Below are 14,204 nucleotides of genomic sequence, written 5' to 3' on the forward strand. Positions count from 1 at the left end.
CATGACCACGCGATCGCACACCCCCACCACCCCCGTTACCACCCCCACCCCCGTCACCACCCCCACCACCACGACCGCCGCGCACCGCGTCGGCGGGACCGTGGAGCAGGAGTACGACTACGTCGTCGTCGGCGGCGGAACCGCCGGCTCGGTGATCGCCTCCCGCCTCACGGAGGACCCGGACGTCACGGTCGCCGTCATCGAGGGCGGCCCCAGCGATGTCGACCGCCCCGACGTCCTGACGCTCCGCCGCTGGATGGGCCTGCTCGGCGGCGAGCTCGACTACGACTACCCCACCACCGAGCAGCCGCGCGGCAACTCCAACATCCGGCACAGCCGGGCCCGCGTGCTCGGCGGGTGCTCCTCGCACAACACCCTCATCGCGTTCAAGCCGCTGCCGTCCGACTGGGACGAGTGGTCCGCCGCGGGCGCCGAGGGGTGGCACGCGGCCGCCATGGCCCCGTACTTCGACCGGCTCTTGAACAACATCGTTCCCGTCGGCGAGGACGACCGCAACGCCATCGCCCGCGACTTCGTGGACGCGGCGCGGACGGCGCTGGGCGTGCCGCTCGTCGAGGGCTTCAACCGCAAGCCCTTCCACGAGGGCGCCGGATTCTTCGACCTCGCCTACCACCCGGAGACCAACAAGCGCTCGTCCGCCTCGGTGGCGTACCTGCACCCGGTGATGGACGCCCGGCCGAACCTGCGGCTGCTCCTGGAGACCTGGGCGTACCGCCTGGAGCTGGACGGAACCCGGGCCCGGGGCGTACGGGTACGCGCCGCGGACGGCACGGAGTCGCTGATCACCGCCCGCCGCGAGGTGCTGGTGTGCGCCGGCGCCGTCGACACCCCGCGCCTGTTGCTGCACTCCGGCATCGGACCGCGCGGGGCCCTGGAGGCCCTTGGCATACCCGTCGTCCACGACCTGCCCGGCGTGGGGGAGAACCTCCTCGACCACCCGGAGTCGGTCATCGTCTGGGAGACCGACGGACCCATCCCGGAGAACTCGGCGATGGACAGCGATGCCGGACTGTTCGTCCGGCGCGACCCCGAATCGCCGGGGCCCGACCTGATGTTCCACTTCTACCAGATCCCCTTCACCGACAACCCCGAGCGCCTCGGCTACGAACGCCCCGCGCACGGAGTCTCGTTGACCCCGAACATCCCCAAGCCCCGCAGCCGCGGACGCCTCTACCTGACGAGCCCCGATCCGGAGGTCAAGCCGGCCCTGGACTTCCGCTACTTCACGGACGAGGACGACTACGACGGCCGCACCCTGGTCGACGGCATCAAACTGGCCCGCGAGATCGCCGCGGCCGAGCCCCTGGCGGGCTGGCTGAAGCGGGAGGTCTGCCCCGGACCGGAGATCACCAGCGACGAGGCCCTGAGCACGTACGCCCGCTCCGTCGCGCACACCGTCTACCACCCGGCCGGCACCTGCAAGATGGGCGCCGCCGACGACGACGCCGCCGTCGTGGGTCCTGACCTCAAGGTCCGCGGCCTCGACGGCATCCGGATCGCGGACGCTTCGGTCTTCCCGACGATGCCCGCGGTCAACCCGATGATCGGAGTTCTCATGGTGGGCGAAAAGGCTGCCGAGCTGCTGGGGGGCGAGAGCCGGTGAACGCGATGACCCACGACGTGAACGCGATGACCCATGACCCGGCCGCGCCCGAGGCGGCCGACACCCCCGTCTTCTCCGTGGGTGGCCTGTGGAAGGTCTTCGGGCCCAAGGCCGCGGCCGCCAAGGTCCCCGGCTCGGAGCACGCCGAGTTGGCCCCCGCCGCACTCCGCGAGGCCACCGGCTGCACCGCGGCCGTCCGCGACGTGAGCTTCGACGTCCGCAAGGGCGAGGTCTTCGTCGTGATGGGTCTCTCCGGCTCCGGCAAGTCCACCCTGGTGCGCTGCCTGACCCGGCTGATCGAGCCGACGGCGGGGACGCTCTCCATCGACGGCGAGGACGTCCTCGCCATGGACGCCGCCCGGCTGCGCGAGCTGCGCCGCCACCGCGCGGCCATGGTCTTCCAGCACTTCGGCCTGCTGCCGCACCGCACCGTGCTCGACAACGTCGCCTACGGCCTGGAGATCCAGGGCGTCAGCCGCGCCGAGCGCCGCGCCAAGGCCGCCGAAATGGTCGCCAAGGTCGGCCTCGACGGTCTGGAGGACCGCCGCCCCGGACAGCTCTCCGGCGGACAGCAGCAGCGCGTCGGGCTCGCCCGAGCCCTCGCCGCGGACCCCGAAGTCCTGCTGTTCGACGAGCCGTTCAGTGCGCTGGACCCGCTGATCCGGCGCGAGATGCAGGACGAGGTCGCCCGGCTGCACCACGACGAGGGCCGCACCATGGTCTTCATCACCCACGACCTCGCCGAGGCGCTGCGCCTCGGGGACCGGATCGCGCTGATGCGCGACGGCCGCATCGTGCAGCTCGGCACCCCCGAGGAGATCGTGGGCTCGCCCGCCGACGACTACGTGCGGGAGTTCGTCCGCGACGTGCCGCGCGAGCAGGTCCTCACCGTACGCAGCGCCATGCGCCCCGCGGCGCCCGGCGAGGCCGACCAGGGCCCGGCGCTCGCCCCCGCCACGACCGTGGTCGAGGCCATCGAGGCGGTCGCCCGCAGCGGCGGCCCCGCCCGGGTCGTCGACCGCGGCAGGTGCCTCGGCGTCGTCGACGACGCCGCGCTGCTCGCGGTGGTGGCCGGACTCCCGGCCCCGGCCGCGCGCGAGGTGGCCGCGTGATACGCCGACCGCCCTGCGCGCCCCCCGTCCCCGGCACGGGCAGGTGGTGCGGATGACCGCCGCCACCCCCTCCGTGCGCGACCCCCGCGACCCCAGCGACTCCGGCCGCCCCCAGGCCCCCGGAACCGGTCGCACCCGCCCGGACGCCCGCGACGAAGGCCGCGCCACCGCCGGCCGCCGCGACACCCGCGAGGCCCGCGACACCCGTGAGGCCCGCGACACCCGGCCGGACGGTGACGGGCCGACCCGCCGCCACGCGTCCACCGGCCGTCCCGCGGCCGCCCGCGCCACCGCCTTGTTCAGCCACCGCGCCGCCCGCAAGCTCCTGCCGCTCGCCGTCGCCGCGGCGCTGCTGGTCCCGCTCGCCCTCGCCTTCCCCGGCGCCGGCAGCTGGCCCGCCCAGCTCGCCGTCGACCTGTCCGGCCCACTCGGCCGGGCGGGCGACTGGATCATCGACCACCGGGACAGCCACCCGCTGTTCCTGTACTTCTTCGGGCACGTCAGCAACGCCGTCGTGATCTGCGTCCGCGCCGTCTACACGGTGCTGCTCGCCGCCGGCTGGCTCGGCGTCACCGCCCTCGCCGGCCTGGTCGCCTGGCGCCTCGCCGGCATCCGCCTCGCCCTGACCTGCGTCGCCGCGTTCGCCGCCTGCGGACTGCTCGGGATGTGGGTCCCGACGATGCAGACCCTCGCCCTGATGGCCGTCGCCGTCACCGCGGCCGTCGCCGTCGGCGCCCTGCTCGGCCTCGCCGCCGGGCTGTCCCCGCGCACCGACCGCGCCCTGCGCCCCGTACTCGACACCATGCAGGTCCTGCCCGCCTTCGCCTACCTGCTCCCGATGGTGCTGGTCTTCGGCATCGGCGTGCCCGCCGCCGTCCTCGCCACCGTCGTCTACGCCGCCCCGCCGATGGCCCGCCTCACCGCGCTCGGGCTGCGCGACGCCGACGCGGGCGTCCTGGAGGCCTCCGCCTCGCTCGGCGCGACCGGACGCCAGCGCCTGTTCAGCGCGCGGCTCCCGCTCGCCCGCCGACAGCTCCTGCTCGGCGTCAACCAGGCGATCATGACCGGGCTGTCCATGGCCGTCATCGCCTCCGTGATCGGCGCCGGCGGCCTCGGCGATCGCGTGTACCAGGCCCTCGCCTCCGTCGACGTGGGCGCGGCCCTCGCCGCCGGAATCCCCATCGTGCTGCTCGCCGTCGTCCTCGACCGCACCGCCGACGCGGCCGGCAACCGGCTCGGCGCCACCCCCGACCCCGCCCGCGAGAAGCACCTGCTACGCCGGGTGTTCGGCGGCTGGTACGGGCGCCTGCTCACCGTGCTGGCGGCCGTCGCCGCCGCCGTCGCCGGCCGCATCGCCGACACCTCCCTGTGGCCCGAGTCGTGGACCGTGCCCATCGCCGAGCCCGTCAACCGGGCCGTCGCCTGGATGACCGCCCACCTGTACTCCGGAGTGCCCGTCGTCGGCGGCACCGCCGACTGGTCGGCCCGCTTCACCGGCTGGGTCCTCGACCCGCTGCGCACCGGGCTCCAGGCCGCCCCCTGGTGGACCCTGCTGCTCCTCGCCGGAGCCGTCGCCCTCCTGGTGGGCACCTGGCGGACCGCGCTCACCGCGGTCCTCGCCCTCGCCGCCATCGGCGTGCTCGGCGTCTGGGAACCCTCCCTCGACACCCTCTCGCAGGTCCTGGCCGCCGTCGCCGTCACCCTGGTCCTCGGCTTCGCCATCGCCGTCGGCGCCGCCCGCAGCGCCCGCGCCCAGCGGCTGCTGCGCCCGGTGCTCGACGTCTGCCAGACCATGCCTCAGTTCGTCTACCTCATCCCCGTGGTCGCCCTGTTCGGCGTCGGCCGCGCCCCGGCCGCGGCCGCGGCCGTCGTGTACGCGCTGCCCGCGGTCGTCCGCATCACCACACAGGGCCTCAGCGAGGTGAACCCCGCCGCCATGGAAGCGGCCCGCTCCCTCGGCGCGACCCGCTCGCAGCAGCTGTGGCAGGTCCAACTGCCGCTGGCGCGCCCGGCGCTGCTCCTCGCCGTCAACCAGGCGGTCGTCCTGGTCCTCGCCGTCGTCATCATCGGCGGCCTGGTCGGCGGTGGCGCGCTCGGCTACGACGTCGTCCTCGGCCTCGCCCAGGGGGATCTGGCCACCGGCCTGGTGGCCGGCGCCGCGATCGTATGCCTCGGCCTGCTGCTCGACCGCGTCACCCAGCCCGCGAAGGAGGCCTGACATGCCCGCCCGACCCCCGCGCACCGTCCGACCCCCGCGCACCAACCGGCGTCGGCGTCTCGCCGCCGCGCTCGCCGCCACGACCGGCCTCGCCGTCCTCAGCGCTTGCGGCGCGGCCGACATGACCCGCCAGTCCTCCCCGTACGCCGCCGCCCAGGGCGCCAAGACCGTCACGCTCTCCGTGCAGTCCTGGGTCGGCGCCCAGGCGAACACCGCCGTGGCCTCCTACCTGCTCGAACACGAGCTGGGCTACCGCGTCGACACCGTCCAGGTGGACGAGGTGCCCGCGTGGGACGCCCTCAGCCAGGGCCGCGTCGACGCGATCCTGGAGGACTGGGGCCACCCCGAGCAGGAGGACCGGTACGTCAAGGGGAAGAAGACCATCACCCCCGGCGGGGACCTCGGCGTGACCGGCCACATCGGCTGGTTCGTGCCGACGTACTTCGCCGAGGAGCACCCCGACGTCACCGACTGGAAGAACCTCGACAAGTACGCCGACCAGATGCGCACGCCCGAGAGCCGCGGCAAGGGCCAGCTGATGGACGGCTCCCCGTCGTACGTCACGAACGACAAGGCCCTGGTGAAGAACCTCGACCTGGACTACGAGGTCGTCTTCGCCGGGTCAGAGGCCGCCCAGATCACCCAGATCAAGCAGTTCGCCAAGGAGCGCAAGCCGTTCTTGACCTACTGGTACACCCCGCAGTGGCTGTTCGAGCGGGTCCCGATGACCGAGGTGAAGCTGCCCGAGTACAAGGAGGGCTGCGACGCCGATCCGGAGAAGGTCGCCTGCGCCTATCCGCACACCCCGCTGCAGAAGTACCTGAACACGCGCTTCTCGGAGTCGGGCGGCAAGGCCGCCGCGTTCCTGAAGAAGTTCCACTGGGGCGTGGAGGAGCAGAACGAGGTGTCCCTGATGATCGCCGAGGAGAAGCTGCCGCCGGAGCAGGCGGCGAAGAAGTGGGTGGAGAACAACCGCGAGGTGTGGGAGCCGTGGGTCCGCTGACCCCGCCCCCCTCCCGGGCGTGATCCGTCGCCCCCGCCCCCTCCCGGGCGTGATCCGCCGCCCCGCCCCTGCCGGGCACATGCCGAGGCCCCCGCACCCTGATCGGGTGCGGGGGCCTCGGCATGTGGGGGAGGGGTTACTCGGCGGAGACCTTGAGCAGCTTGTTCGGGGTGCCGCTGCTCGGGTTGGTGATCTTCCCGGCGGTCGCGCCGGAGGTCAGCGCCTCGGCCACGTCGGCCGGCGACGCGCCCTTGTGCCCGGCCAGGTAGACGGCCGCGGCACCGACGACGTGGGGGGTCGCCATCGAGGTGCCGGAGATGGTCTTCGTACCGGTGTCGCTGTCGTTCCAGGCCGAGGTGATGTCCGAGCCCGGGGCGTACAGGTCGACGATCGAGCCGAAGTTGGAGAACGAGGACTGCGAGTCGTCGGCCGCGCTGGAGGCCACCGTCACCGCCTCCGGAACCCGCGACGGCGAACCCTGGCCGGCGTCGGAGGACTCGTTGCCCGCCGCGACACCGAAGGTGACGCCGGCGGCTATCGCCCGGCTGACCGCCTCGTCGAGCGCCTCGTCGGCGCCGCCGCCGAGGCTCATGTTGGCCACCGAGGGACCGCTGTGGTGCTGCGTGACCCAGTCGATGCCCGCGACGACCTGCTCGGTGCTGCCGGACCCGTTGTCGTCCAGCACCCGGACGGCGACGATCTTGGCCTTCTTGGCGACACCGTGGGACGTCCCCGCGATGGTTCCGGCGACGTGCGTGCCGTGGCCGTTGCCGTCGTCGGCGATCTCGTCGTTGTCGATGGCGTCGAAGCCGTGCTCGGCCCGGCCGCCGAAGTCCTTGTGACTGATCCGCACGCCGGTGTCGATGACGTACGCCGTCACGCCCTCACCCCCCGCGTCGGGGTAGGAGTACTTCTTGTCCGCTGCGGTCTCCTCCTGGTCGATGCGGTCCAGGCCCCACGAAGGAGGGTTCTCCTGCGTGGCGTTGATGGTGAACTTCTTGTTCTGGACGACCTTGCCCACGGTCGGATCGGCGGCCAGACGCTTGGCGTCCGTCTCCGAAAGCCCGGACGCGGAGAAGCCGTTGATGGCAGATGCGTATTCGCGCCGCACCTCGCCACCGTACTTTTTGGCAAGTGCCTTCTTGTCGGCCGACTTGTCGAGTATGACGATGTAACTGCCGCTCAGCGCACCGGGTGCGCCCAGTCCGTAGACCGTTCCCTCGGCCGGGGTCGCCGCACCGGCGAGAGGGGAGAGCAACAAGGTCACGCCGGCTGCCGTCGCGGCTCCCGTGACGACTGCCAGGACCCGAACTCCGCGCGAACGGGTGCGTGCGTGCTTGTGAGTTGACATGTAGAGGGTTCTCCTCGTGTTTGACGTGTGGGGCGTCAAGCGTTGTCGCGCAAACCCTCCGGAGCCGAAAGATCTCCGGGAGTTGATCGAAACCATGGTCGATTCGCGGAGGTGATTCAAGGTCACTTCGGCCCAGGGAGATATTCAACAAGGTTTCTTAAAGGGAACTCCTCGTCCGCTCCCCGGAACGGCCACACTCTTCGAACCTTCTGCACGGGATGGACACTTCTCGTGTGCGTTCGCGAATGCCGCTCCCCGCCGGTCGTGGGATCCTGGAGCCGGGGACCGCGAGCGGGCGGGCGGAGCCGGCATGGGCAGGGACACGGATACGGGCGCCGACACGGTGGACGGCGGCGGCGAGGACGCGGGCGCCCCCGGGCGCCCCCCGGCGCTCGCCCGGGCCACCGCGGAGCTACGCGCGGGGACGGGTCCGACGGCGGCGACGGCCCGCCGGGCCGTCCGGGTCACACTCGCCGCATGCGCCGGCTTCTACGTCTTCCTGTACGTGCTGGACCGCCCCGTCTCCGCCACGTACGCCCTGTTCGCCGCCGTCTCCCTCGCCGCCCTGTCCCGGATCCCGGGCACCGGCCGCCAGCGGGCCGCCCAGATCGTGCGGGTCCTGCCCGTGGCCTGCGTCCTGGTGACGATCGGCACCTTCCTCGCCGTGCGCACCTGGACCGCCGTGGCCGGCATGCTCGTCATCGGCTTCTGCCTGGCCTTCGCCTCGGCGGGCGGCCCGCGCCCCGCCGGCGCGGCCCCGGGCCTCCAGCTGCTCTACATCCTTCCCTGCTTCCCGCCGTACCTGCCGGGCGCCCTCGGCGAGCGGCTGGCGGGCGCCGTCGCCGGCATCGTGCTGCTGGTCCTCGCCGAGGCGTACGTCCTGCCCGACCCGCGCCTCCCCACCTACCGGGACCGGGCCGCCGACGCCGCCACGACCGCCGCCCGGTGCGCCGCCGCGCTGCGGGAGCCGCCGTACGCCCTGCCCGCGCCGCTCGCCGAGCTGGCCCGAACCGCCGGCGAGGCACTGCGGCCGTCCCACGTGCCGGAGGGGGAGCGTCCGGCCGGCCCCGGGGTGCACGAGCGCGCCCTGGCGCACACCGGACTTGCCGCGCGCACCCTGCTGGCCCGGCTGAAGGACCTGCCCGGCCCGCTCGCCGGAGCCCGCCCCGGCCCCACGGGACTGGCGCTGATCCGCTCGGCGGAGCGCGCCGCCCGGGCGACCGCCGCACTGCTGTCGGACGGGCCCCCCGCGGATGACGCCGGGAGCGCGGCGCGCGGGCTGCTGCACGACCGGGCCGAGAGCGCGCGCCTCCTGCCGTCCGCCCCGGGCGACCGCCGCCGCCAGGCGGCGCTGCTGGAGGTGGCGGACGCGGCGCTGGTGCTCGGTACGGCCGCGGACCTCGCCGTCCGCGGGCGCGACGCCCTCCCGGAGGGCGATCCCGGCCGCTTCTGGTACGCCGGAAAGAGCACGCTCCGGCTGTGGTGGGTCCGGCTGTCGGGGCACGCGGGACCCCGGTCCGTCCACTTCCAGAACGCGGTACGGATCAGCCTGGCGCTCGCGGCCGCCCGCACGGTGGCCGGGCTGGACTCCCTGCCGCACGGCTTCTGGGCGATGCTCGCGGTCCTCAGCCTGACCCGGACCACGGCCGTCCAGACCCGCGCCACCGTACGCGCCGCCCTGACCGGGACCTGCCTGGGCGCCCTCGCCGCCGGGGGCGTCCTCGCCCTCGCGGGCGAGGCGAGCCTGCCGTACGCGATCGCCCTGCCGCCCCTGATGCTCGTCGCCTTCTTCGTCGGCCCGGTGCGCGGCGTGGGGTGGGCGCAGGCGCTGTTCACGCTGGTCGTCGCCGTGGCGTTCGCACAGCTGGCCCCGACCACATGGCAGCTGGCCGAATACCGGTTCCTGGACGTGCTCGTGGGCAGCGTCATCGGCCTCGCCTGCGGACTGCTCGCCTGGCCGCGGGGCGCCCACGACGAGGTGGGCCGGGCCGTTGCCCGGCTGCTGCGGGCCGCCGCCGCCGAGGTGACGACCGCCACGCGCGCCGTCACCCCGGGCCTCCTGCCCCCGGCGGACGGCGGGCACCCGGCCGGCGGAGCAGGACCGTACGGCGACGACCCGGACGTACAGCACACCCTGGTGCTGGCCGAGTCGGCCTACGCCCAGTACCAGGGCGAGACGCAGCGCCCGGCGGGCCCGGGCCCGGACTGGCAGAGCGCGCTGATGGCCGGCCACCACGTGCTGTGGGGCGCCCGGAGGGTGCTGGCGGCGGCGGACGGATCGCCGCCCGCCCCCCGGGCCGACGCCAGGGTGCGGGCGTACGGTGCCTGGGTGGCGGAGGGCTTCGGGCTGGCCGCCGCCCGCTTCGACGTACCCAAGGGCGCGCGGACCCGCGCGGCACCAGGCCCCGACGCGGTCGCGGTTGCGGGCGGGCCGCAGGCGTCGGACGCCACCCTCGACGCGCCTCCGGTGTTCTTCACCGCCGTGGCGTGGCTGGACTCGCTCACCGCGGACCTGGCCCGCATGGCGGCCGCCCACGCGGTCGAGACCCCGCTGCCCGCAGCCGGCCACCCCGGTACGGCTCGATCGGGAACCCCGTCGCGAGGACGAGGAGGTTTGGTCGGATGATCGGACTGTTATCGTCCCGAACATGCCTGAGCTGATCACACCGACCCCGCGCCTGCACGCTTCCTGGCTCGCCGCGCGCGAGGAGTGGGCGGACGACGCCCACATGGACGGAGCGAGCCTCGGCTCCGACGACGACGTGGACAGCGCCGAGGGCTTCGCGGCCTGGGTGGAGCGGCTGCACGCGTACGGGGACCGTACGCTCCCGGTCGAGCAGGGGCGGGTCCACGCCACGTACTGGTGGATCACCGAGGGCGACACCTACCTCGGCGCCATCGACCTGCGGCACTACCTGAACGGCTTCCTGCTCGACGCGGGCGGCCACATCGGGTACAGCATCCGGCCCTCGGCGCGTCGGCGCGGGCTGGCGACCTGGGCCCTGGCCCAAGTCCTGTACGAGGCGCGGCTGCTCGGGATCGACCGGGTCCTGCTGACCTGCGACCCGGGCAACAGCGCGTCGGTGCGGACGATCGAGCGCAACGGCGGCGTCCTGGAGGACGTACGGGAAACCCTGATCGGCCCGAAGCGCCGGTACTGGATCGACCTCTAGGCCGACCTCCAGGCCGACCTAGAGGTCGACCCCCAGGCCGATCCGCCGTCCCCGTGACAGCACCCCGCCCGGCCTGATGGGATGGCCGGCGGGGGCCCCGGGCGCAGCCCCCACCGACAGTCCCGGCCTGCCGAGTGGAGGAACCGCGTATGCCGCAGAACCTGACCGTACGGGTGAAAGAACTGCTGGACGGCATGGGCCTCCACGGGGCCGGAGCCGAACTGGACGCGGGCCGGGCGGTCACCCTCTCCGTCGGCGCGGGCAACCTGATCACGATCATGAAGATGGACGACACCCTGGTGCTCGGCGCGGCGCTCGCCGAGCACGACGAGCGGGCACTGCTGCGGGCGGCCCCGGAACTGCTGGAGCTCGTCGCGAACACCACCCCGCCCCCCGCCTTCGCCGCCGGCTCCGTCGTCCTGGAGACGGCGGGCCGGCCCTTCCGCCTCGGCGGCCACCTGGACCCGCAGGCCGTCGGCTCGCCGCAGGACGTGGCCGAGGCCCTCGGATTCCTCATCAACCTGCTGGACTACGTGAACACCGCCACCGCCCGGGGCGCCGGCCGGAACCCGTGACCGCGAGCCGCGAGTGCGGCTGCGGCCCAGGTGCGGAGGCGGATGCGGGGCCGGTAACGGTCGCGCACGGCGTCCCGGCGGACAAGGGTCGCGCCGGACCGATGATTCCGCCCGGCCGTCGACGTCTACAGAAGCGACACGTCCTTCGCAGTGGGCGCAGGACGCGTTACCAGCAGACGGGACACCACGACATGAGCGAGCCGGTGAAAGGCCCTGCCAGCTACTTCCCCTCCATCGAGAAGAAGTACGGGCGCCCGGTCGCGGAGTGGAAGGACCTCATCCGCTCCTCGCCACTGACCGGGCACATGGAGATCGTCTCCTGGCTGAAGACCGAGCACGGGCTCGGCCACGGCCACGCCAACGCCCTCGTCGCGCACACCCTCGCGGAGGACGCCGGCAGGTGACCGGCCGCGGTGCCCGGTCGTGTGGGCGGCGGCGCGCGCGCCGTGCGGGCCGCGGGGGAGGGTGACGGGGCAGGGCAGGGTGTGTGGATCACGGTTCCGTCGATGCCGGTCGCGCGGTCCGCGCTCGGCGGCGCGACCGCGAACTGCCCCGAGGGCCTCCAGGGCAAGTGCGTGTACGCCGTTCCCGGCACCGGGACTCCGGCGGACCTCGCGGCGTACAGCCCGGCCGTCAACACCTGGGCCACGCTGCCGGCGGTCAAGACGCCCCGCACCGGCTCCGCCGTGACGACGGCCCCGTGCCCGCCCGGACACCGGGGCGAGTGCGTGTACGCCGTCGGCGGCACCGTCGCCGGACCCGCGGTCAGCGCGGTGGTCGAGGCGTACAGCGTCGAGACCAACGCCTGGATCAGCCTGCCCTCCGTCCAGACGGCACGCACCGGCGCGGCGGCCGCCACGTCCCCCTGCACCGAGGGCACCGGCCTGCGCGGCAGCTGCGTGTACGTCTTCGGCGGCGCCAACCCGCGGGGCGCCCGTGCGTTCGTCAGGGGCCGAGCAGGTCGGCGACCGCCCGCGTCCACCGTTCCCCCCGGTACGGGTACGGGTGCGGGTCCGGTCCCGAGTCCTCGGACCCGTAAGGCTGTTGGTTCCCGGGGGCCGGCCCGGAGCGCGCCGCCCCGTCGCCGCCGCCGGGTGCGACGCCGGCCTGGGAGCGGAAGCCGACGGCCGCGGCCGCCAGGACGAGCGCGGACACGGCGAGCAATGCTGTCTTGTGGCGCACGGTCATCCCCACGGGGTCCGGTGGTCTTCTCGTCCCGCACGTCCAGGGCGGCCGTCAGGCCCCGCGCGGCTCTCCCGCCGGGCGGCGCCGCACGCCCGGTCGAGCGGTCCTCAGGTAGAAACGGTAGGCCATCAAGAACCCGGAGCAATCGTTTCCGCAGGCCGAGGGTGCGATCCGGGCGGGGGGAGCGCCCCCGTCGGGCCCGCCACGGCGGAACTCCCGCGTCCACCGGGGCAGTCGGCGGGTACGCGGAGTGGGTACGGTCTGCTCATGCACAACAGAGGTCCGGAGCAGCAACAGCGGGGGCACGTGCTCCTCATAGCGGGGGACGCCGCCGTCCGTCGCCGCACCGTGCAGATCGCGCCCAGCGCGAACCTGGCCGCGCTCGGGGTGGTACCCGCCTCGATGCTGCTGAACAGCGACACCCCCAGCGACACCACGTACCTCGACGGCGCGCGGGACCCGAACACCGTGCTCATGCGGCTGCGCACGGCGGCGGCCACGCCCGGCCCGCTGTTCGTGTACCTGTCGGGACGGCTCACGGTGGACCGCCGGGGCAACCGGCTGCACCTCGCCCTGCCGGGAACCACGGCCGGCACCGTCCGCTACACGGGCCTGCCCTGGGAGTGGCTCGGACTGGAACTGCGCGGCCGACCAGCCGGGTTGACCACCGTGCTGCTCGACCTCGCGGCGGACAAGGCCGCGTGGCCGCTGCTGCGCGAGTACGGCAGCCTGCCCGCCTCGCCGTCCGCCGAGGTGTACGGGGTGGTCTCGCCGCCGGGGTTCAGCGGCGGCGGCAACAGCGTGAGCGGCTACACCCGGCACTGGATCGAGCAGCTGCGCCGCAGCACCCGGCGCCCGGCGAACCTGCACCTGCACGCCCTCACCGTGGGATCGGCGGCGCTGCCTCCGGGCGCGCTCGTCCTGCCCACCGCCAGGGAACTCGCGGCCACGGCAGCGCGGACGCCGGCGCCGGGCCCGGCGTCCGCGCTGCCGCAGGACGCTTCCCGGCCGACCGCGGAAGCCGGGTTCCGACCGCCGGGGCTGCCGGGGCCGCCGTGGTCCGCCGTGCCGTCCAGCGCCTCGGATGAGGACCTCAGCACCCGGACGCTGCCGGTCCGGCGGAAGGAACGGGCCCGCGACCCCCACCCGGTCACGGCCGTCGCGGTCCGGGTGCCGGACTCCCCGCCCGGCCGTGACCCGCGGCCCCACATCCACTCCCTCGCGACGGCCGGCCGGCACCTCGAGGCGGCCACGCTCGCCCAGGCCTGGGAGCAGTACGTCCTGACGACCTTCGGGTACGCCTCACAGGAGGCGACCGAGTGGGAGGAGATCCGGGCCGACCTCGCCCGGATGGCGGGCGACTTCGGGCTGGCGACACACCTGTGGACGAGCGCAGGCCGGGCCCGTCTGTCCCGCCAGGACGCGGACGCCCCCGAAGTCAAGGCCGCGGCGGCGGGGGCCCTTTACTGCTGGACCCAGCTCAAGGACCCCGCCGCGGCGCTGGACGCAGGCACCGAACTGATCCTGCTGCTCGACCGCCTGCCCTCCCTCGACCCCCGGCACCTGCGGCTGGCCCGGCAGCGGCTGGAGTTCCTGCACCACGCGCCGAGCCGGCGCTGAAGCCCACGGCCGAGGGGTGGGACCCGGCGGGCCCCACCCCTCGGTCCGGTCTGGACGGTCTGGACGGTCTAGGTCATGGCGCTCAGCAGCGGCGGCGACAGGTGGCAGCGGATCAGGGTCCGGCGCCGCGCGGGCGGCCGAGGTGCGCGGACGGGGTGGCGGCGGTGCCGTGGCTCGCGGGGCTTCCAGTTGAGCAGGAGGACGGCCGCGAGCATCGGCGCACAGGTCAGCAGCATGAACGTCATGACGTCACCACCGACCACGCCGACACCCGGCCGATCGGGGAACGGGCGTCCAGGGAACGGCCGGTCCGGCAACCGCCGATCGGGCGACTATGCCGCCG

General features: G+C 74.2%; 12 protein-coding genes and 1 pseudogene. 10 read left to right on the plus strand and 3 right to left on the minus strand.

The annotated features are described in order from the left end of the window. The first annotated feature begins 1 nt into the window (after position 1). The 4 genes from OTB16_RS09620 to OTB16_RS09635 are packed head-to-tail and all read left to right on the plus strand — an operon-like array spanning position 2 to position 5,957. The gene (locus tag OTB16_RS09620) at positions 2-1,624 is read left to right on the plus strand and encodes a GMC family oxidoreductase (protein WP_267719558.1); all 1,623 of its coding nucleotides are present in this window, start codon (positions 2-4) and stop codon (positions 1,622-1,624) included. A 5-nt stretch (positions 1,625-1,629) separates the two neighbouring features. Continuing rightward, positions 1,630-2,736, plus strand: coding sequence for a quaternary amine ABC transporter ATP-binding protein (locus tag OTB16_RS09625; protein WP_420717659.1), 1,107 nt, complete (start codon positions 1,630-1,632; stop codon positions 2,734-2,736). Between the two features lie 52 nt (positions 2,737-2,788). Continuing rightward, a complete protein-coding gene (locus OTB16_RS09630) occupies positions 2,789-4,954 on the plus strand; it encodes an ABC transporter permease subunit (protein ID WP_267719559.1) in 2,166 nt (721 codons plus the stop codon). A gap of 1 nt (position 4,955) precedes the next feature. Further along, positions 4,956-5,957, plus strand: a complete 1,002-nt coding sequence (locus OTB16_RS09635) for an ABC transporter substrate-binding protein (RefSeq protein ID WP_420717660.1) — start codon at positions 4,956-4,958, stop codon at positions 5,955-5,957. Between the two features lie 136 nt (positions 5,958-6,093). Here the strand turns inward: OTB16_RS09635 and OTB16_RS09640 are convergent, their stop codons facing one another. After that, positions 6,094-7,308, minus strand: coding sequence for a S8 family peptidase (locus tag OTB16_RS09640; protein WP_267719560.1), 1,215 nt, complete (start codon positions 7,306-7,308; stop codon positions 6,094-6,096). A gap of 310 nt (positions 7,309-7,618) precedes the next feature. Here OTB16_RS09640 and OTB16_RS09645 point away from each other — a divergent pair, with 310 nt between their 5' ends. From OTB16_RS09645 to OTB16_RS39490, 5 genes and pseudogenes are all read left to right on the plus strand, one after another. Then, positions 7,619-9,934 (plus strand): FUSC family protein, encoded by a 2,316-nt coding sequence (locus OTB16_RS09645; protein ID WP_267719562.1) that lies wholly within the window; start codon positions 7,619-7,621, stop codon positions 9,932-9,934. A 22-nt stretch (positions 9,935-9,956) separates the two neighbouring features. Further along, positions 9,957-10,481 (plus strand): GNAT family N-acetyltransferase, encoded by a 525-nt coding sequence (locus tag OTB16_RS09650; protein WP_267719563.1) that lies wholly within the window; start codon positions 9,957-9,959, stop codon positions 10,479-10,481. Between the two features lie 149 nt (positions 10,482-10,630). Continuing rightward, positions 10,631-11,056, plus strand: coding sequence for a type III secretion system chaperone family protein (locus OTB16_RS09655; RefSeq protein WP_267719564.1), 426 nt, complete (start codon positions 10,631-10,633; stop codon positions 11,054-11,056). Positions 11,057-11,247: 191 nt separating this feature from the next. After that, positions 11,248-11,460, plus strand: coding sequence for a DUF4287 domain-containing protein (locus tag OTB16_RS09660; protein WP_267719565.1), 213 nt, complete (start codon positions 11,248-11,250; stop codon positions 11,458-11,460). Between the two features lie 102 nt (positions 11,461-11,562). After that, a pseudogene (locus tag OTB16_RS39490) lies at positions 11,563-11,868 on the plus strand (hypothetical protein); the annotation flags it as partial. Between the two features lie 133 nt (positions 11,869-12,001). On the opposite strand, the gene OTB16_RS09665 reads toward OTB16_RS39490, so the two are convergent. After that, a complete protein-coding gene (locus tag OTB16_RS09665) occupies positions 12,002-12,244 on the minus strand; it encodes a hypothetical protein (protein WP_267719566.1) in 243 nt (80 codons plus the stop codon). Positions 12,245-12,508: 264 nt separating this feature from the next. Between OTB16_RS09665 and OTB16_RS09670 the strand changes: the two genes are divergently transcribed. Further along, positions 12,509-13,861 carry a hypothetical protein gene (locus OTB16_RS09670; RefSeq protein ID WP_267719567.1) on the plus strand — a complete coding sequence of 451 codons (1,353 nt, stop codon included), beginning with the start codon at positions 12,509-12,511 and terminating at the stop codon, positions 13,859-13,861. A gap of 68 nt (positions 13,862-13,929) precedes the next feature. Here OTB16_RS09670 and OTB16_RS09675 read toward each other — a convergent pair whose 3' ends face one another. Beyond that, positions 13,930-14,106: a hypothetical protein gene (locus tag OTB16_RS09675; protein ID WP_267719568.1), complete on the minus strand. Its 177-nt coding sequence runs from the start codon at positions 14,104-14,106 to the stop codon at positions 13,930-13,932. Between the last annotated feature and the right edge of the window lie 98 nt (positions 14,107-14,204).

The sequence above is a fragment of the Streptomyces antarcticus genome (genome assembly GCF_026627255.1).
GTDB classification, from domain to species: Bacteria; Actinomycetota; Actinomycetes; order Streptomycetales; family Streptomycetaceae; genus Streptomyces; species Streptomyces antarcticus.

Bases quoted from the DNA above. Each gene is read 5' to 3' on its own strand.
- OTB16_RS09620 (WP_267719558.1), top strand. From the start codon at position 2: ATGACCACGCGATCGCACACCCCCACCACCCCCGTTACCACCCCCACC.
- OTB16_RS09625 (WP_420717659.1), top strand. From the start codon at position 1,630: ATGACCCACGACGTGAACGCGATGACCCATGACCCGGCCGCGCCCGAG.
- OTB16_RS09630 (WP_267719559.1), top strand. From the start codon at position 2,789: ATGACCGCCGCCACCCCCTCCGTGCGCGACCCCCGCGACCCCAGCGAC.
- OTB16_RS09635 (WP_420717660.1), top strand. From the start codon at position 4,956: ATGCCCGCCCGACCCCCGCGCACCGTCCGACCCCCGCGCACCAACCGG.
- OTB16_RS09640 (WP_267719560.1), bottom strand. From the start codon at position 7,308: ATGTCAACTCACAAGCACGCACGCACCCGTTCGCGCGGAGTTCGGGTC.
- OTB16_RS09645 (WP_267719562.1), top strand. From the start codon at position 7,619: ATGGGCAGGGACACGGATACGGGCGCCGACACGGTGGACGGCGGCGGC.
- OTB16_RS09650 (WP_267719563.1), top strand. From the start codon at position 9,957: ATGCCTGAGCTGATCACACCGACCCCGCGCCTGCACGCTTCCTGGCTC.
- OTB16_RS09655 (WP_267719564.1), top strand. From the start codon at position 10,631: ATGCCGCAGAACCTGACCGTACGGGTGAAAGAACTGCTGGACGGCATG.
- OTB16_RS09660 (WP_267719565.1), top strand. From the start codon at position 11,248: ATGAGCGAGCCGGTGAAAGGCCCTGCCAGCTACTTCCCCTCCATCGAG.
- OTB16_RS09665 (WP_267719566.1), bottom strand. From the start codon at position 12,244: ATGACCGTGCGCCACAAGACAGCATTGCTCGCCGTGTCCGCGCTCGTC.
- OTB16_RS09670 (WP_267719567.1), top strand. From the start codon at position 12,509: ATGCACAACAGAGGTCCGGAGCAGCAACAGCGGGGGCACGTGCTCCTC.
- OTB16_RS09675 (WP_267719568.1), bottom strand. From the start codon at position 14,106: ATGACGTTCATGCTGCTGACCTGTGCGCCGATGCTCGCGGCCGTCCTC.